This window comes from Tsukamurella soli (assembly GCF_039541155.1).
GTDB lineage: Bacteria > Actinomycetota > Actinomycetes > Mycobacteriales > Mycobacteriaceae > Tsukamurella > Tsukamurella soli.
The window spans coordinates 48,332-65,461 of record NZ_BAABFR010000011.1 but is presented as its reverse complement, the minus strand read 5'-3'; the positions used below and the strand labels follow the sequence as shown (position 1 = coordinate 65,461).

General features: G+C 68.8%; 18 protein-coding genes. 9 read left to right on the top strand and 9 right to left on the bottom strand.

Annotated elements, in window-relative coordinates; translation table 11 throughout:
• Positions 1-116: 116 nt before the first annotated feature.
• Positions 117-824, bottom strand: a complete 708-nt coding sequence (locus ABD908_RS05625) for an IclR family transcriptional regulator (protein WP_344992105.1) — start codon at positions 822-824, stop codon at positions 117-119.
• A 240-nt stretch (positions 825-1,064) separates the two neighbouring features.
• Between ABD908_RS05625 and ABD908_RS05620 the strand changes: the two genes are divergently transcribed.
• Positions 1,065-2,009, top strand: coding sequence for a TauD/TfdA dioxygenase family protein (locus ABD908_RS05620; protein ID WP_344992102.1), 945 nt, complete (start codon positions 1,065-1,067; stop codon positions 2,007-2,009).
• 43 nt (positions 2,010-2,052) lie between these two features.
• Complete coding sequence (locus ABD908_RS05615) at positions 2,053-2,988, top strand: TauD/TfdA dioxygenase family protein (RefSeq protein ID WP_344992099.1); 936 nt, start codon at positions 2,053-2,055, stop codon at positions 2,986-2,988.
• A gap of 77 nt (positions 2,989-3,065) precedes the next feature.
• On the opposite strand, the gene ABD908_RS05610 is transcribed toward ABD908_RS05615, so the two are convergent.
• The 7 genes from ABD908_RS05610 to ABD908_RS05580 all read right to left on the bottom strand — a co-directional run bounded on the left by ABD908_RS05610 (position 3,066) and on the right by ABD908_RS05580 (position 8,916).
• Complete coding sequence (locus ABD908_RS05610) at positions 3,066-3,908, bottom strand: ABC transporter permease (protein WP_344992097.1); 843 nt, start codon at positions 3,906-3,908, stop codon at positions 3,066-3,068.
• Positions 3,908-4,735, bottom strand: coding sequence for an ABC transporter ATP-binding protein (locus ABD908_RS05605; protein ID WP_344992094.1), 828 nt, complete (start codon positions 4,733-4,735; stop codon positions 3,908-3,910). The genes ABD908_RS05610 and ABD908_RS05605 overlap by 1 nt, the downstream gene beginning before the upstream one ends.
• Positions 4,736-4,749: 14 nt before the next feature.
• Positions 4,750-4,938, bottom strand: coding sequence for a hypothetical protein (locus ABD908_RS05600; protein WP_344992092.1), 189 nt, complete (start codon positions 4,936-4,938; stop codon positions 4,750-4,752).
• 291 nt (positions 4,939-5,229) lie between these two features.
• Positions 5,230-6,201, bottom strand: a complete 972-nt coding sequence (locus ABD908_RS05595; RefSeq protein WP_344992089.1) for an ABC transporter substrate-binding protein — start codon at positions 6,199-6,201, stop codon at positions 5,230-5,232.
• A gap of 90 nt (positions 6,202-6,291) precedes the next feature.
• Complete coding sequence (locus ABD908_RS05590) at positions 6,292-7,386, bottom strand: ABC transporter permease (RefSeq protein ID WP_344992085.1); 1,095 nt, start codon at positions 7,384-7,386, stop codon at positions 6,292-6,294.
• Positions 7,387-7,429: 43 nt separating this feature from the next.
• On the bottom strand, positions 7,430-8,194 hold the full coding sequence (locus ABD908_RS05585; RefSeq protein ID WP_344992082.1) for an ATP-binding cassette domain-containing protein: 765 nt from the start codon (positions 8,192-8,194) through the stop codon (positions 7,430-7,432).
• The gene (locus tag ABD908_RS05580; RefSeq protein ID WP_344992080.1) at positions 8,191-8,916 is read right to left on the bottom strand and encodes a nucleoside/nucleotide kinase family protein; all 726 of its coding nucleotides are present in this window, start codon (positions 8,914-8,916) and stop codon (positions 8,191-8,193) included. The genes ABD908_RS05585 and ABD908_RS05580 overlap by 4 nt, the downstream gene beginning before the upstream one ends.
• A gap of 253 nt (positions 8,917-9,169) precedes the next feature.
• Between ABD908_RS05580 and ABD908_RS05575 the strand changes: the two genes are divergently transcribed.
• The 4 genes from ABD908_RS05575 (at position 9,170) to ABD908_RS05560 (ending at position 13,138) form a co-directional block, all read left to right on the top strand.
• Positions 9,170-9,898: an SDR family oxidoreductase gene (locus tag ABD908_RS05575; protein ID WP_344992078.1), complete on the top strand. Its 729-nt coding sequence runs from the start codon at positions 9,170-9,172 to the stop codon at positions 9,896-9,898.
• A gap of 80 nt (positions 9,899-9,978) precedes the next feature.
• On the top strand, positions 9,979-10,995 hold the full coding sequence (locus ABD908_RS05570) for a LacI family DNA-binding transcriptional regulator (protein ID WP_344992075.1): 1,017 nt from the start codon (positions 9,979-9,981) through the stop codon (positions 10,993-10,995).
• A gap of 76 nt (positions 10,996-11,071) precedes the next feature.
• Positions 11,072-12,505 carry a mannitol dehydrogenase family protein gene (locus ABD908_RS05565; protein WP_344992072.1) on the top strand — a complete coding sequence of 478 codons (1,434 nt, stop codon included), beginning with the start codon at positions 11,072-11,074 and terminating at the stop codon, positions 12,503-12,505.
• Between the two features lie 237 nt (positions 12,506-12,742).
• Positions 12,743-13,138 (top strand): HAD-IA family hydrolase, encoded by a 396-nt coding sequence (locus ABD908_RS05560; protein WP_344992069.1) that lies wholly within the window; start codon positions 12,743-12,745, stop codon positions 13,136-13,138.
• Positions 13,139-13,146: 8 nt separating this feature from the next.
• On the opposite strand, the gene ABD908_RS05555 is transcribed toward ABD908_RS05560, so the two are convergent.
• Positions 13,147-13,695, bottom strand: a complete 549-nt coding sequence (locus ABD908_RS05555) for a P-loop nucleotide/nucleoside kinase family protein (protein ID WP_344992066.1) — start codon at positions 13,693-13,695, stop codon at positions 13,147-13,149.
• Positions 13,696-13,820: 125 nt separating this feature from the next.
• Here ABD908_RS05555 and ABD908_RS05550 point away from each other — a divergent pair, with 125 nt between their 5' ends.
• Genes ABD908_RS05550 through ABD908_RS05540 form a run of 3 tightly spaced genes read left to right on the top strand, consistent with a single transcriptional unit; the run spans position 13,821 to position 17,112 of the window.
• Entirely contained in the window at positions 13,821-14,852 is a 1,032-nt protein-coding gene (locus ABD908_RS05550) for a LacI family DNA-binding transcriptional regulator (RefSeq protein ID WP_344992063.1), read from the top strand.
• Complete coding sequence (locus ABD908_RS05545) at positions 14,849-16,228, top strand: FGGY-family carbohydrate kinase (protein WP_344992060.1); 1,380 nt, start codon at positions 14,849-14,851, stop codon at positions 16,226-16,228. Before ABD908_RS05550 ends, ABD908_RS05545 begins: the two co-directional genes overlap by 4 nt.
• Positions 16,225-17,112, top strand: a complete 888-nt coding sequence (locus tag ABD908_RS05540) for a hypothetical protein (RefSeq protein WP_344992057.1) — start codon at positions 16,225-16,227, stop codon at positions 17,110-17,112. The genes ABD908_RS05545 and ABD908_RS05540 overlap by 4 nt, the downstream gene beginning before the upstream one ends.
• The last annotated feature ends 18 nt before the right edge of the window (positions 17,113-17,130 follow it).

Below are 17,130 nucleotides of genomic sequence, written 5' to 3'. Positions count from 1 at the left end.
GTGGCTGCACCGAGGGGAACGGTAGGAGAACGGCGTCGATAAAGTACCTATTAGGTGCGCATCGATTTCGGCGATCCACATGGTGAATTCGCTCGAGGGTGGGCGCGTCAGAGGTGTCACGCGGGGGAGAGAACAGCGGTGAGCTGCGTCGCCGTGTACCTCATCCGGGGGAGCACATCGGATATCAGATCGGTAGTCAGGCGCGCGCTGCGCGCCTGTATGCCGATCGATGCGCGCGCTCTCCCGTCCATGTCGAATACTGGTACGGCGACCGAGGTGACGCCGCTGCGAACACCCACCGTGAACCCGCGTCGGCGAGCATCGTGGGCGTCGGACAGAGCATGGGCGCGGAGGTCACCGTGCCCACCGAAGATCACGATCGCACGTCCCATGGCAGTGCTGCCGAGCTCGCTCCGCTCGTCAGGGGTCTGATGTGAGCACCAGGGAATGGGCGGGCGGGCCGAGTACAGCGTCACGGCCTGCCGCTCCTCGGCGACGCTGATACTCGCGGTGATGCCGATGTCAGCCGCCAGACCGTGCAGGTGGGGAGCCGCGGACTCGACATCGGGCTCCGGCCGGCTGCGTGCCAGCTCACTGATGCCCACCCCGAGTCGGTACCCCGCGCCGTGGCCCTCGGCCACCAGCAGCCTGCCGCGCACCAGCGCCTGCATGATCCGGTAGCACGTGCTGACGGAGAGGCCGACGCGCTCCGCGACCTCCGACACCGTCAGCATCCCCGGCTCGTCCCGGAACGCGTACATCACCGCGATCGCCCGCTCCACCGCCTGTGCCCCGGTCCGGCTGTTCTTCGGCGACGCCGACATCGCGTCCTCCTCCGTACGTTCGTCGGGACATACGCGTGTGGACGTTATCGATCGGTGATCCGGAAAGGAAGCATTAGGCGCGGGGTGAACATATCGACGGGATATTCGGGAGGATCGGGATACGCCGGCCCACATTGTGAAAAGCATGGTTGCCCCTACCTGTCGTATCTGACATCTTCGCGACACGAGATGGGCGCGGGCCCATCCGTTCTCGATTGTGGGAAAGGATTGGAACCAACGATGACCGAGATCATTGACCGTCCGGCGGAGACGGTGACCATCGAGCCTATAGCCGGGTACCTCGGGGCCGAGGTCGCAGGCGTCGACCTCCGCTACGAACTCGATCGAGCCACGCGCAGGTTGCTCACGGACGCGTTGTACGAGCACAAGGTGCTCTTCTTTCGTGACCAGGAGATCGACCACGCCGCTCAGATCCGGTTCACGGGTTACTTCGGGCCGGTGACCGACGCGCACCCGCTGGGGTACACCGACAAGTCGCCGGCGGGATATCCGCAGGTCCTCGAGGTCGACTCCCGGACCTATGCGTCGCGGTCCGGCTCCCGTCAGTACAGCTATGCCAACCACTGGCATCAGGACGTCACCGCACTGGTGAACCCGCCGGCGATCACGGTGCTGCGCGCTGAGTTGGTCCCCGAGGTGGGCGGCGACACGACGTGGGCGGACCTGGCGGCGGCATACGAGGGCCTGCCGTCGTCCCTGCAGCGGTTTCTGGAGGGGCTGTATGCCGAGAACCGGTTCGGCGGCCGGGAGCCCCGGTGGGTGCGGGGTTCGGAGTCCGACGCCGTGACCAGCGCGACACCGATCATCAGCGAGCATCCGGTGGTCCGGGTGCACCCGGTCACCGGCAAGAAGCTGCTGTACGTCAACCCCGGCTTCACGAGCCGGATCCTGGGCCTGCGCCCCGCACAGAGCGACACGCTGCTCGACCTGCTCTTCGCGGAGATCACCGACCCCGCCTACACCGTGCGCATCCGGTGGACACCGAACAGCATCGGCATCTGGGACAACCGCGCCACGATACACCAGGCACCGTCGGACCTCGGCCACCTGGACGTGGTGCGCGTGCTGCATCGCACCACTGTGGAGGGCGACGTCCCGGTCGGGGTCGACGGCCGGCCGTCGCGCTCAGTGTCCGGTGAGCCGTTCTACGCCCGCTCGGCGTGAGCCCCCATCTATTCAGCCCCATCGACAGACAGGACTATCGACGATGACAGTTGTAGCGAATGACACGGACTCGCAGACCCTCAGCGTGCATCGGGTCGCCGGGAACATCGGGGCGGTGGTCGACGGAATCGACCTGGGCGCTCCGATCGGTGACGCGGAGCGCGCCGCATTGGTGGCTGCGCTGCACGAGCACAAGGTGCTCTTCTTCCGGGACCAGCGGCTCGGGCATGCGGATCAGATCGCCTTCTCGCGGATCTTCGGACCGGTCACGGCCTCGCATCCGTACGACGACGACGCACCCACCGAGTTCCCTGAGATCCTGCAGGTGGACAACCGTAGCTACGAGCGGAAGTTCGGGGTCAAGGCGGCGAGCTACACCAATGAGTGGCACACCGATGTCACCGCGCTCGTCAACCCGCCGGCTGTGACGATCCTGCGCGCCGATGTCGTGCCGCCCCGGGGCGGCGACACCAGCTGGACCAACCTCGCGGCGGCGTACGCGGGGCTCCCGAAGTCTCTGCAGGAGCTGGTCGACGGGCTGCGCGCCGAACACCGCTTCGGCGGCCGCCGGCCGGTGTTCACTGCGACCAGCTCGTACGGCCGCAAGGTCGGCGACGTCCCGCTGATCAGCGAGCGCCCGGTGGTCCGGGTCCACCCGGTGACGGGGGAGCGGATCCTCTTCGTCACACCGGGATTCACGTCGCGGATCATCGGGTACAGCCGGCGGCAGAGCGATGCGCTGCTGGACCTGCTGTTCGCCGAGGTGACGGATCCCGCCTACACGGTGCGATTCCGGTGGCGCCCAGGCAGCGTCGCGGTGTGGGACAACCGGGCCACCGCGCATCTGGCGCCCAGCGACGTGAACCACTTCGACGCGACCCGCGTGCTGTACCGCACGACGATCGAGGGTGACGTGCCCGTCGGCGTCGATGGGAGGGAGTCGGTCGCGATCTCCGGAGGACGGTTCACCGGTCACTGACGGCGAGCCGACGAGCCGCCCCACGCCGGAAGGCGTGGGGCGGCTTCTCTCCGTGCGTCGGCGAGGTCGCGAAGCGACTACCGAGACGGCACCTGTCCGTGGGATACGCGGCGCTCCGCGGTGATCAGGATCTGATAGAAGACCAGGCCCACCGCGGCCACGGTGAGGATGCCGGCGAACATCTGCGGGATCTGGAAGTTGTACTGCGCGTTGCTGATCAGGTAGCCGAGTCCGGCTTTGGCGCCTACCAGCTCGGTGGTGATCAGCACCAGGATCGACGTGGCGCCCGCAAGTCGGATGCCGGTGAAGATGGTCGGCAGGGCGCCCGGCAGGATCACCTTCTGCAGCAGGCGCGGCCCGGTGACCCCGAGTGACCGGACGGAGCGCACCAGGAGGGGATCGACGTTCCGTGCGCCGCTGATCGTGTTGTACAGCACGGGCCAGAACGAGGCGTAGGCGATGATGGCGATCTTCGACGTCTCGCCGATGCCCAGGATCAGCACGAAGACGGGGAGCAGCGCGACCGCGGCCGTGTTGAGGAAGATGGTGAGCAGCGGCGTCACCGCGTCGGCGAGTGTGCGGTACCAGGCGATCAGCAGGCCCGCGGGGACGGCGGCGACCACGGCGATCACGAAGCCGGTCAATGACCGGAACAGGCTGGCGCGCAGGTCGGCCCACAGCTCACCGCTCACGGCGAGGCCCCACCACGCGTGCAGGACCTGGGTGAACGGCGGGAGGAAGGTCTTGTCCACCCAGCCGAGTTGGGGCGCGATCTGCCAGACGAGCAGGAACACGACGATGCCGCTGGAGCCGACGGCGGCCCTGCGCAGGCGGTGTACCGCGGACCGGGCCGGTCGGGGCCGCTCGGCTGCGGCCCGTTCGCGCGCCGCAGGTCGCCGGGGGAGCAGGGTGCTGACCATCAGGCGACCTCCTGGGTGCGTCCAGCCCGGCCGGCGCGGGCGATCTCGTCGTGCAGGAGCTCCCACACCTCGTGGCGGTAGCGGGTGAACTCGGGGGTCGAGCGGATGTCACCGTCGCCCTCGCGGTCGGCGAGGTCGATCGGCAGGATCGTCTTGAGCCGGCCCGGTCGGCTGGTCATGACGGCGACGCGCTGTCCGAGATACACGGCCTCCTCGATGCCGTGCGTGATGAACACGACGGTGGCGCCGGTGCGCTGCCATATCGACCGCAGCTCGACCTGCAGCGATTCGCGTGTCTGCGCGTCCAGTGCCGCGTACGGCTCGTCCATGAGCAGCACCTTCGGCTCGTAGGCGAGGCTCCGAGCGATCGCGACGCGCTGCTTCATGCCGCCGGACAGCTCGTGCGGGTATCGATCACGGAACGCGTCGAGTCCCACGAGGTCGAGCACCTCGCGGGCCCGGGTGGCGCGCTGGCGGCGGCCGATACCGGCCACCTCGAGGCCGAGCTCGACGTTCGACTGCGCCGACCGCCACGGCAGGAGGGCGTACTGCTGGAACACGATCCCGCGGTCGAGGCCGGGGCCGGTGATCGGGGCGCCGTCGAGCAGCAGACTGCCGGACGACGGTGTCGTCAGGCCACCGATCAGCTCGAGCAGCGTCGACTTGCCGCAGCCGCTGGGGCCGACCAGGGTGAGGAACTCGCCGTCCGCGACGGTGAGGGAGATGTCGTCCAGCGCCACCGTCCTACGCCCGGTCCGCGGGTCGTCGAACTGCTTGGTGACGCTGCGGATCTCGATCTTGGGGATGTCGATCGTCTTGTCTACCATAGTGACCGATCCGCCTAGGCGCCGCTGATCAGGGTGTCGTACGCGCCGTACGTGGTCACTGCCCGCGCGGACTGCCGGCACGGGATCGTCGATGCGTCCTCGTACGGCCGGCGTCGGGCGGAATCGTCTGAGCCGCAGGCGCTGAGCGTCACCACCGAGGCGGTTCCGGCGGTGACCAGTGCGATGGGTCTCGTTCGGAGCATGTGCAAGGTGTGCCTCTCTCGTGACGCCCGCCTATTCGAGACGCCGTCGGGTCGATCGAGGCTACGAACCAGGGCGCAGTCCTGGAAACCGTTTCTCTCACAGTGATTCCGCAATAATCGGTGTGCCGGGATCGGTCGGCTGCGATCGGGCGCGGGCTCGGACCGACGAGCAGGAGACGTGGACGGGTGGACCCGAGCGCGGACGGACGAAGCCCGCGTGGACCGGTGCTACGACGGCACGAGGCCTGTCGAGACAACGGTCACACGCGGGCGGCACACCCTGTTTCGGGCTCAGCAGGACGACTTGTAGGCGTACTTCGCGCCGTCGGTGGCGAGGTTGGCGGCGGTGATCACGTGGAAGCCCGTCTGGATCGGCGTGGTCACCTTCTGGCCCTTGAGTGCGTTGACCGCCTGATCGAGGCCCTGGATCCCGATGCTGTACGGGTCCTGTGCGATGAGGGCTTGTACGGTTCCGGCCTTGAGCAGTGCCATCTGGTCGGGTCCGGCGTCGAAGCCGATGACCTTGACCTGGTTCTGCTTGCCGGCCTGCCGTACGCCGGTGCCGGTGCCCTCGGCGGCGAACGTGTTGGCGGCGAAGACACCGACGATGTCGGGGTCCTTCGCCAGCGCGGCCGTGATCAGCTTGGCGGCCGTGGCGGGGTCGTCGTGGCTGTACTGGACGCCGAGGTAGGTGAACGACGGGTCTGCCTTGACGGCCTTCTCGAAGCCCGCGATGCGCGCATCCGTGGTCGAGATGCCGGGGTCGGTCGACATCACGAGGACCTTGCCGCCGTGCGGGTTCAGCGTCTTGATCGCCTGGAACGCGGCGGTTCCGCCACCCACGTTGTCGGACGAGACCTGCGCGGTGGCGAAGGAGGGGTTGTCGACGGTGGTATCGACGAGGACCACCTTGGCGCCCGCGGAGGCGGCGGCCTGGAGCGGCGCACGCATGGCGGTCGTGTCGGTCGGGGCGATGAGGATGGCGTTCGGGCGCGAGGCCGAGACCGAGTCGACGATCGGCTTCTGCAGCGTCGGGTCGAACTTGGCGGGCCCCTGGGTGTTCACCGTGACCCCGAGCTTCTTCGCCTCGGATTGGATGCCGCACTGCATCGTCACGTAGAACTCGTCGCCTGCGACGCCCTGGATGAAGCTGATCTTGTAGCCGGAGCCGCTCGAGGTGGTGCCGTTCGAGCAGGCGGTCAAGGCCAGTACGCTGGTCGCGGCGGCTGCGGTGAGGACTGCGGCGCGGAAACGGGTTGTCATGGAATCGATCTCCTGTGTGATGTGTCGGGCGTTGGATGTTCTTTGTTCACGAGTGCGGACCCGGCGTGCGGACCGTTACCACCGGGGCCGTCACTGCCTGCGCGTGACGAGGGAGGCCAGCGAGAGCTTGACGCGTGATCCCGTTGCCCGGCTCGCCGCCGCGCGGCGCCGCTGGTCGATGTACACGGCCACCACGAGCACCACTCCCACCGCCACCTGCTGCCAGAACGCCTGGACGCCGGTGATGACGAAGCCGTTCTGCAGAATGGCCGGGATGAACAGGCCGACGACGGTGCCGAAGATGGTCCCGTAGCCGCCGAACAGGCTGGTCCCGCCGATCACGACGGCCGCGATCACGTTGAGGTTGGTGTTCGACTGGCCCGCGATCGCCGTGGTCGAGTACTGGGCCAGCGACAGGATCCCGGCCACGCCCGCCAGTGCTCCGGACAACCCGTAGATGAGGATCAGCTGCCGGTTCACCTTCACACCCACGCGCCGCGCCGCCTCCTCGTTGGAACCGACCGCGTAGGTGTAGAGACCGAACCTCGTCTTGTGCAGGATCACCGCGAATACGACTACGAAGACCACTGCGACCGCGGAGATCATCGGCAGGGTGGTGCCGGGAACGTTGCCGTAGCCGATCGTGTCGGTCAGCACCGCCGGGACGACGCGGATATCGACACCACCGGTGATGACCTGTGCGAGACCCAGTGCGGCGCCGAGGGAGCCGAGGGTCACGATCAGCGGCGGAACGTTGGCCCTGGCGATCAGCACCCCGTTCAGTACACCCCACGCCAGGCCACAGATGATCGACAGCACGATTCCCACCAGCGCGGTGGCCCAGCCGTCGCCGCCCATGGCCTGCATCGCCTTGGCCGCGATCACTCCGGAGAACACCAGCACCGAGCCGATGGACAGATCGATGCCGCTCGTGATGATCACGAATGTCATACCGATGCCGAGGACGGCGAGGATCGACACGTTCTGGACCACCTCGCGGAGGTTCGCCCAGTGGGGGAAGACGGTGGGGGCGAGCGCCGTGAAGATGAGGCAGATCACCACCAGGACGACCATGATCTGGAACGCCTGAAGGCCGAGCAGGCGGCGGAGGGTGGCCGCGACCTTGCGGCTCGGGCCGGCCGCGTCGGGGGTGCTGCGGGTGGGTGTGGGTGTGGTGGTGGTCATGATGAGGCCCTCGGGATCTCGGAGAATGGGTGCCGCTGGTTGGTCACTTCGCGCCGTCCAGGGCCCCGGTCATCGCGCCGACGAGTTCCTCGACGCTGGTGTCCTTGGTGGCCAGAGTCGCCACGCGGCGGCCGAGCCGAAGAACCTGGACGCGGTCGCTGACCTCGAGCACGTGTGGCATCGAATGGCTGATGAACACCACGCCGATGCCCTTGTCGCGGACGCGACGAATGGTCTCGAGGACGGCCTTGGTCTGCACCACCCCGAGGGCCGCGGTGGGCTCATCGAGGAAGATGACGCCCTTCGCCCACGCGACTGCGCGGGCGATGGCCACCGCCTGCCGCTGCCCGCCCGACATGCCGCCGATCGGATCGGAATAGCTGCGCACGGTGGCGCCCAGGTCGTCGAACGCGTCCTTCGACCGGGCGAACATCGTCTTGTTGTCGAGGAATCCGAACCTGCCCAGGATTCCGGCTGCGGGCAGCTCGCGCCCGAGGAACATGTTCTGGACCGGGTTCAGGTGAGGTGCGAGCGCGAGGTCCTGGTGAACGGTCTCGATGCCCAGACGGCTTGCCGCAGAGGGCGAGTCGAGGTTCACTTGCTCCCCGTGGAAGAGCACCTCGCCCGAGTCGAGGGCGAGGTTGCCGGAGAGCGCTTTGACAAGGGTGGACTTGCCGGCGCCGTTGTCGCCGATGAGCGCTACCACCTCGCCGGAGTGCACGTCGAAGTCGGCGGCGGCCAGTGCCTGGACGGCGCCGAAGCTCCTGGTGAGGCCGCGCGCTTCGAGCACGGGTGTTGATGAGGTCACTGCACCGCTCCTTCATCTGCGGAAGCTGTCGGGATGGAATCGGTCGCGCTCGGCGACGGGTCGATATGGACGATCAGGTCCGCCCGCTCGCGGGTGCCGTCGACGACCGCCGCGTTGACCTCGTCGACGCGGCAGACCCACGCCTCCGCCTGGTCGAGGGAGTCCCCGTGCGACCGCCGCCTGTGGACCAGGCGCCGCCGCCGTTCGTCCGCGGGGACGTCGAGAAACCACACCTCGTCGAGGTGGCCTGCGATGGCGTCCCACCCGCACCGGTCGTAGAGCAGGTAGTTTCCCTCGGTGATCACCAGGGGTGTGTCGCGGCGCACCGCCACGGCGCCGCCGATCGACGCCTCGAGTGACCTGTCGAACTCCGGCGCGTAGACCACGTCCGACGTCTGCCCGCGCAGACGCTCCAACAGTGCCGCGTAGCCGCCGACGTCGAATGTGTCGGGTGCGCCCTTCCGATCCCGGCGCCCCAGACGGCGCAGCTCGTCGTCCGCCAGGTGGAACCCGTCCATTCCGACCAGCACCGACTGATCGCCCAGTTCTCGGGTCAGAACAGCGCAGATCGTCGACTTGCCGGCGCCCGGGGCGCCGACGATGCCCAGGATCCGCCGTCCGTTCGCGGTGGCGAGGGACCGAGCGCGCTGTACCAGCTCGTCGACGGTCGTCGGGCTCGGTCCGGTCGGGTGGGCGGACGCGGTGCGCGGTTGACCAATCACGTTGGTGCCAGTCCTTTGCGAGCGAGGTCTGTGCGCCTTCGACCTGGTCGTCGGCGACTGTGGTCGTCAGAAGGTATGTGACTCGTGTCACCGGTGTCAAGCGTCTGGATCATATTCGTGACACCGGTGACATGCGGGCCGGTACCGTGTCAGACTGCTGGGGCGCCATCGCGTGCGGCGCTTTCCCGGACCCCCGGTTCCATGTGCCGATTGCGACACAAAATTCATTACAACACAGGAGATTTCGAGATCAATGACAGACTTCGATGGGCGGATGGTTCTGGTCACCGGTGCCAGTGGTGGCATCGGAGGTGCTACCGTGCGCCGGCTCGTCGCGGCGGGTGCCGACGTGGTTGCGGCGGGCCGCAACGCCGAGGTCCTGGACGCGCTCGCAGCCGAGACCGGCGCGCGTCCGCTCGCATTCGACCTGGAGTCCGAGGACGCCGTCCGCGACGCCCTCGCGGGTCTGGCGCTGTACGGCGTGGTGAACTGCGGCGGGTTCGGCGGTGAGATCGCCACGCCGATGGAGACCGACATCGCGGTGTTCGACAAGGTGATCAGTGTCAACGCACGCGGAGCACTGCTGGTGACGAAGTACGCGTCGCGGGGGATGGTCGAACGGGGCGCGCCGGGGGCGATCGTCAACGTGTCGAGTCAGGCCGGTCTGGTCGCGCTCGCGGGGCACATCTCGTACGGCTCGTCGAAAGCCGCGCTGGACAACATCACCCGCGTCTCGGCCCTCGAGCTCGGCAAGTATGGTATCCGCGTCAACAGCGTGAACCCCACGGTCGTGATGACCCCGATGTCCGCCTGGTATTGGGGACGGCCCGAGATCGAGGGACCGTTCCTGGAGCAGATGCCGCTCGGCAGGTGGGCGACGGCAGAGGACATCGCCGGCCCCATCGTCTTCCTGCTCAGCGATGCGGCCGGGATGATCTCCGGCGTCTCGTTGGCGATCGACGGCGGATACTCGATCCGCTGACGTCCGTCGTCGGGACCCGATGGGATGGCATGATGACCGGAAGACGTGACGGCAATAGGCCTTCGAGGTCGGTGACACAGATGACGACGATGCGCGACGTCGCCGCGATCGCGGACGTGAGCGTCAAGACCGTGTCCCGGGTGTTCAACGGGGATCCACACGTGACCCCCGAGACCCGGGCTCGGGTCGAGGCCGTGCTCCGCGAACTCAACTATGTACCGAACACTCTCGCCACTGCTTTCCGGTCGGGTCGAGCCCCGGTGATCGGTATCGCAGTCCCCGACATCGTGGACCCGTTCTTCGCGGCGATCGCGCAGGCTATCGAAGCACAGGCCGCGGCGAGTGGTATGTCCGTGCTGGTCACGAGCGTGGGTGCGGACCCCGACCGGGAGGCCACCGTGGTCGAGGCACTGCTCAAGCACAGCTTGAGCGGTCTGGTGATCGCGCCGATCACCACCGACCAGTCCTATCTCAAACCGTGGACGGCCAATACCCCGATAGTGTTCGTGGACCGCGCTCCCACCCGGTTGGTCGCCGACTCCTTCACCGAGGACGACACGGGGGGTGCATTCGATGCGACCTCCCATATCATCGGTCACGGCCACTCCCGGATCGCCTTCCTCGGCGACACGAACGAGATCCCCACCACGCAGGGCCGGATCGCCGGATACGAGGCGGCGCTGGCCTGCCACGGGATTCCGGTGCGCGACGAGCTGGTCGCGATGGGCGTCCGCGATCGCAGGTCCGCGGCCGACGCGATCGCGGGGCTCGCGTCGCTGCCCACGCCGCCGACGGCGGTGTTCTGCTCGAACGCGCGCTGCACGATGGCGGCGATTCCGGCCCTGAAGCCTCTGGGCTGGGCCGTCGTCGGGTTCGGCGACTTCCCGATGGCAGACCTCTTGACCCCGTCGATCACGGTCGTCGACCAGGATCCGTCCGCCCTGGGATCACTCGCGGCGGGCCGGATCCTCGACCGGATCGACCACCCCAACCGCCGGTACCGCAGGCGCACGGTCCTGCCGGTCACGCTGGTGACCCGCGATTCCTGCGCCGCACCGGCGGGCAGCTGCGCCGAACGGCGCGCCCTCGGCGCGTAGCCGCAGCACCGTCACCTCACGCCCGGGCGCCCAGCCGCGCTCACACCTCCACACCGATCGAAGGGACCGCGGACCCATGACCGCACTCAACGACTCCACGCTGTCTCGGCTCGCGGCCCGGGTGAGCGTCCCGGCCTACGACCGCGCCCGGGTCCGCCCCGCCGTCGTGCACATCGGCGTCGGCGCGTTCCATCGGGCACACCAGGCAGACTACCTCGACCGGGCGTTGCGGCAGGGCCACCTGGAGTGGGGGATTCGGGGCGTCGGCCTGCTTCCCGGCGACGCCGCCGTTCGCGACGCCCTCGCTCCCCAGGACCACCTCTACACGCTGGTCGACCTCGACCCCACCGGTGTGGCGCGGGCGCGCGTCGTCGGGTCCATCGTCGACTACCGCTACGGCCCCGACGCGCCGGAGGCGCTCTGCGAGGTCCTGGCCGGCCCGGAGACCCGGATCGTGTCGCTGACCATCACCGAGGGCGGCTACAGCCCACGGTCCGGTGCGGGCACGCCGCGCGGCGCGAACGTGTTCGCCTACATCGTGGACGCACTGCGCTGTCGCCGCGACCGCGGCCTCGCCCCGTTCACCGTGATGTCCTGCGACAACGTCGAGCACAACGGGGATGTGGCACGCCGCGCGGTCCTCGACCACGCCGCCACCGTCGAACCCGCGCTGGCCGACTGGATCGCTGGCCACGGGGCGTTCCCGAACTCGATGGTCGACCGGATCACGCCGTCGACGACGCCCGAGGTGATCGCCGCGGTCCGCGACGACTACGGGATCGACGACGCCTGGCCGGTCCGCTCGGAGTCGTTCACCCAGTGGGTGATCGAGGATCGCTTCACCTCCGGCCGGCCGCCGCTCGAGGACGTGGGCGTGAACATCGTCGGCGATGTCGCGCCCTACGAGATGATGAAGCTGCGGCTGCTCAACGCGTCCCACCAGATCATGAGTCATCTCGGGCTGCTCGCCGGCCACCGCTACGTACACGAGGTGATGGCCGACGACGTACTCGGCCCGTACGTGATGTCGTACATGCGGAACGAGGCGGTCTCCACGCTGCAACCCGTGCCGGGGATCGACCTCGACGCGTATATCGATCAGCTCGGCCGGCGGTTCTCGAGCAGCGCGATCAGCGACACCCTCGAGCGCCAGGTGGTCGACGCGTCGGTCCGGATCCCGAAGTTCGTGTTACCGGTCATCCGGGATCGGCTTGCCGCGGGTGCTCCCGTCGGGCATGCAGCACTCACCCTCGCCGCGTGGTGCGCGGCGTGCGAGAGCAACGACCACGCCATGCCGGACCGGCTCGGCGCGACGCTGCGACGCCTGTCCTGGGCGGACCACGATGCCCCCGGCGCCTTCCTCGAAAACCGCGAGGTATTCGGCGATCTCGCCACTACGACGGTGCGGCTCCGGGTCGCCTACCAGCAGGCCAAGCGTGATCTGCAGGATCTCGGTCCCCGCGGCGCGGCGCGGGCACTGCTCGCGGGCACAGCGGTCGGGAGGGTCTGAGGTGCCGACGTTCGCCGTCGACGCGCTCCTGTTCGACGCGGACGGCGTGCTGGTCGACTCGGTCGACGCGGCGGCGCGGGCGTGGAACGGTTGGGCGCGGCGCTGGGTCCCGGGGTTCGATTTCCACCGCGACGTCGAGCACGGCCGGCGGCTCGCCGACTACGTCGCCGAGCTCGTGGGTGCCGAACGCGCCCCGGCGGCCACCGCGGAGCTGATCGAACTGGAAAGCCGCCCGCTGTGGCCGTCGATGAGGTCCCGGGAGCGGCCGCCCTCACCCGGTCACTGCCGATGGACCGATGGGCGATCGTCACGTCGGGTACGCGCGCCATCGCCGCAGCGAGACTCGCCGCCGCGGGAATCACGACCCCGCACGTCGTGGTCACCGCCGAGAACGTCGCGAACGGGAAGCCGGCGCCTGATCCCTACATGCTGGCGGCCGCCCGGCTGCAGCGCCCGCCGGCGATGTGCGCGGTGTTCGAGGACGCGCCGGCCGGGGTCACCGCGGCGCGCCGAGCCGGGGTGCGGACGGTGGTGGGCGTGGGCGCAGCGCTGAGCGGTACATGTGTCTCCGTGGTGGTGGACGACCTGCGCGGCATCGTCTTCGACGGCACTCACCTGCGCATCCCGGAGTAGGCGCGCGATCAGCCGGCCTCGAAAGCGGCGAGCACCAGATCCACCAATTCGTCCGTGCCGGTGGTGGCGTCGAGCTCGAGATGGGGGATTGCGGGCCGCCGGTCCGGGGAGGTGGCGGCCACGCGGTGACGGTCCCGCTCCGCTCCGCGCTGCCGGCGGCGCTGTTCGAACACCGTGGCGGGACCGGTGAGATACACGACTCGGACCTCGCGCGGCCACACCGAACCCATGAGCGCCGCCCACTCGTCGCCCCCGGCCAGCTCGCGGGTGAACGGCGCCACCAGCACCGGTCGCTGGCCGACGGACACCAGGTCGCTCGCGGCCGCGCGCAGCGACGCGTACCGGCCGCGCCTGATCCGCTCGGACATGGGGCCGGGGCTGTTCCAGTGCTCGGAGCCGAGTGCCGGCCCGAGCTCGTCGAGCAGTGGATTGGTCATGGAGTCGAGATCGATCAGTGGAGCCCGCAGCGCCCGTGCCAGCGCCCGACCCAGCGTGGACTTGCCGGATCCGGCGGCTCCGGTCACCACCAACACGGGGCTGTTCGCACCTGCCTGCATGTCGCGAGAATCCTTTCCTGACAGCGTCTTACCGGATGACAACGTTGCCATCGCCGCGCTCCCCATAGTACTATGACAACGTTGTCATCGAAGGTCGACTGTTCTGGCGGTAGGAGGTGCCTCAGGTGTCTGGTCGCGCCGGCATCAAGGACGTCGCGGCTCTCGCCGGGGTCAGCATCAAGACGGTGTCTCGTGTGGTGAACGCGGCCGAGACGGTGAGTCCCGAGCGGCGCGCGCGGGTCGAGGCCGCGATAGCCCAGTTGGGGTATGTGCCGAACTCGGCGGCGAGGTCGCTCAAGTCCGGTGCGGGCCAATGGATCGGCGTGCTGGTCGACTCCATCGACGACGTCTACTTCGCGTCGTTGGTCAGCGAGGTCGAGGAGTGTGCGCTCGAGCGTGGGCTGTCGGTGATCGTCGCGAGTACCGGCTTCGATACTGCCCGCGAGTCCGATCAGCTGCTCCGCATGGCCGGCCGCAACGTACGCGGCCTGATCCTCGCGCCCGTCGGTGACGACCAGACGTTCCTCGTCGAACAGGGGACGGCGCTTCCAGTCGTCACCGTCGACCGCTCCGTCGAGGAGTTCGACTCCGTGACCACCGACGACTACGCGGCCGCGGTGTCCGGTGTCGAGTGCCTCCTACGCTCGGGGCACCGCCGCCTCGCGTTCGTCGGACTGGACGACCGCCTGCAGACGTCGCGCCGACGCCATCGCGGATACCTCGATGCCCTCGCCGCGGCGGGGGTGCCGGCCGATCCGGCTCTGTCCCCGCAGGTGCCCCACCGCGCGGAGGCGGTCCGGCCGGTCGTCGATTCTCTTTTGGCGCTGGATGATCCACCCACCGCCCTGTTCGTCTCCAATGCGCGCCACGCCACCGCGGTGGTCGCGTTACTACACGCCATAGACCGAAAGGACCTCGCCATGGTGTCGTTCGGAAACTTCGATCTCGCCGATGCGGTGACTCCGGCGGTCACCTGCATCGACCAGCACCCCCGGTCGATCGGTCGGCGCGCTTTCGAGCGCCTGACCGCGCACTTCGTCGACGCCGATCTTCCCGTTCTCCATCAGGTCGTCGAATCCACACTGGTGCAGCGTGATTCGGACTCGATTCCGGCGGCGCCGGGAACCGTGTCGATCCGGGGCCGGTCGACCCGGTGAGCGAATTCCACACCCTTGGAATCGATATCGGCAGCACCGGCATCAAAGCCCTCGTGGTCCACGACGGCCGCGAGGTCTTCGTCGCACAGTCACCCACTCCGTGGCGGCACGGGCCGGGCGGCACGACGGAGATGGATGCCGACCACCTCATCGACACCGTCCGCGGGTTGCTGTCACAGGTGGATGTGTGGCTCGAATCCTGTACTCCCCCCGCGCACGTCGCCGCCATCGGGATGGCCGGGATGGGCGAGACCGGATTCGTGCTCGACGCCGGTGCGACCGCGGTGGCGCCCGCGTTCGCCTGGTTCGACCCTCGCGGGGGCGACCGGGTGGCCGCGATGCCGGGCTGGTTGCGCAGTGAGTTCCCCGGCCGCACAGGGCTTCCTGTGGGTGTTCAGGTATCGGCGACCAAGATCGGACTGCTCGCCGACGGGGGCGTGACACTCGCCGGACGAGTCTGGGCGAACCTGCCGGAGTTCGTGGCACATGTGCTGGGCGGCACCCTGGTGAGTGACTACTCGCTCGCATCCCGAACCGGGATCCTCGATCAGGACTCCGGTCTCGCGTGGCCCGAGATGTTGGAGTACCTAGGAGCGCCCCAGGACTTCCTGCCGCAGCTCACCGACAGTGGCACAGATCTCGGCACGGCGCGGGCGTCGTGGCTGCCCCGCTCACTCGCCGGTGCGCGGCTGACGGTTGCCGGCCACGACCACCTGGTGTCGGCTGCAGCGAACGGCGCCACGATCGCCGACCGGTACCACGTCTCGATGGGCACGGCGGAGGTGTTGCTACGCATCCTCGACGGTCCGCCGGACGCCGACGCCCGAGCACGACTCGCCGAGTACTTCATCAACTCGGTCCGACACGTGGTGCCCGGGCAGCACGTCCTGGTCGCAGGCGTGAAGACCGGGCTGTTGATGCGCAGAGCGCTGCAACTGTGCGGCATCTCGGACCGCGCGGGCCGAGACGGGCTCGACGCGCGGGTGTGCGAGGTCGTCGACGCGGACCCCGACGCATCCCACGGGATCGACATCACAGGCGCGCGGAACGACGACGGGGTACTCGGCATGACGATCCGCAGCGACGGAATCGGACCGGCCGAGATGTTCCACGCGATCCTCGACCACGGGAACGACGAGATCAAGATCCTCGTCGACGCTCTCGACAAGGAGATCCCCCCGGCTCGCAGCACCCTCCTCACCGGGGGCTGGGCGAGCATGCGCTGCGTGCAGCGCGCCCGCGGCGCGGTGCTTCCCGACGTGCAGGTGTCCACGCGCAGCCAGGACACCGCCTACGGCGCCGCGATCTTCGCAGCGCGACTTCTCGACGACCACCCGAACTCGACGACCATCCGCTCGACAGGAGAAGAACAATGAACGAACTCACCACCCGTGAGAAGCGTGGGCTAGCCGCGATCTCGACCGCCGACGGCCACATGCTGATCGTCGCCGCCGACCAGCGCAACGGAATGAAGGCGGTGATGAACGACGCGCCCGGCGGCGCGAGCTCGGTCACCGCGGATCAGCTCGCGGACGCCAAGTCCGACCTCGTCCGCTACCTGGGCAACGCCGCGCCCGCGATCCTGCTCGATCCGCAGGTCGCAGTGCCCCGCATCGTCGACGACGGGACCCTGGCGCGCAACACCGCGCTCGTCGTGGCGCTGGACGCATCGGGCTTCGAGGAGGTCGACGGTCTGCGCTACACCCGCTTCGTCGAGGGCGCGACGCCGCGCGCACTTCGCCGACTCGGCGCCGACGCCGCCAAGATGCTCTGGTACCTGCGGGCGGATCGCCAGGACGCCGGTTCCCGGGTCGCGAGCGAGATCCGTGACCTCGTCGCCGCAAGTAGCGAAGAGGGCCTGCTGCTGATCGTCGAGATCCTCGTCTACCAGCTCGACGGCGAGTCCGACGCCGACTACGCAGCCGCCTTCCCCGGGCTGGTCGCCGGTGCCGCGCGTCTGTCCGTCGAATGCGGCGCAAAGGTTCTCAAGCTCCAATACCCCGGATCTGCCGAGGCCTGCGCTGCGGTCACCGAGGCGGCCGCAGGCGTGCCGTGGGCCGTGCTCTCCGCCGGCGTCGATCACGCGACCTTCATCGAGCAGGTGCGCACGGCGGTCGCCAACGGCGCCAGCGGCGCCATGGCCGGACGGTCACTGTGGAAGGACTGCCTCGGCATCTCGGCGGACACCCGCCGAAGCCTCCTCACCGAGCGCGCCCGTCCGCGGCTGCAGGAGCTCGCAGCCGCCGTCGACCGGGCGTGATCCGCCGCCGGCGCGTAG

Coding starts and splice junctions, on each gene's coding strand:
- ABD908_RS05625 (WP_344992105.1), bottom strand. CDS start 824: ATGTCGGCGTCGCCGAAGAACAGCCGGACCGGGGCACAGGCGGTGGAG.
- ABD908_RS05620 (WP_344992102.1), top strand. CDS start 1,065: ATGACCGAGATCATTGACCGTCCGGCGGAGACGGTGACCATCGAGCCT.
- ABD908_RS05615 (WP_344992099.1), top strand. CDS start 2,053: ATGACAGTTGTAGCGAATGACACGGACTCGCAGACCCTCAGCGTGCAT.
- ABD908_RS05610 (WP_344992097.1), bottom strand. CDS start 3,908: ATGGTCAGCACCCTGCTCCCCCGGCGACCTGCGGCGCGCGAACGGGCC.
- ABD908_RS05605 (WP_344992094.1), bottom strand. CDS start 4,735: ATGGTAGACAAGACGATCGACATCCCCAAGATCGAGATCCGCAGCGTC.
- ABD908_RS05600 (WP_344992092.1), bottom strand. CDS start 4,938: ATGCTCCGAACGAGACCCATCGCACTGGTCACCGCCGGAACCGCCTCG.
- ABD908_RS05595 (WP_344992089.1), bottom strand. CDS start 6,201: ATGACAACCCGTTTCCGCGCCGCAGTCCTCACCGCAGCCGCCGCGACC.
- ABD908_RS05590 (WP_344992085.1), bottom strand. CDS start 7,386: ATGACCACCACCACACCCACACCCACCCGCAGCACCCCCGACGCGGCC.
- ABD908_RS05575 (WP_344992078.1), top strand. CDS start 9,170: ATGACAGACTTCGATGGGCGGATGGTTCTGGTCACCGGTGCCAGTGGT.
- ABD908_RS05570 (WP_344992075.1), top strand. CDS start 9,979: ATGACGACGATGCGCGACGTCGCCGCGATCGCGGACGTGAGCGTCAAG.
- ABD908_RS05565 (WP_344992072.1), top strand. CDS start 11,072: ATGACCGCACTCAACGACTCCACGCTGTCTCGGCTCGCGGCCCGGGTG.
- ABD908_RS05555 (WP_344992066.1), bottom strand. CDS start 13,695: ATGCAGGCAGGTGCGAACAGCCCCGTGTTGGTGGTGACCGGAGCCGCC.
- ABD908_RS05540 (WP_344992057.1), top strand. CDS start 16,225: ATGAACGAACTCACCACCCGTGAGAAGCGTGGGCTAGCCGCGATCTCG.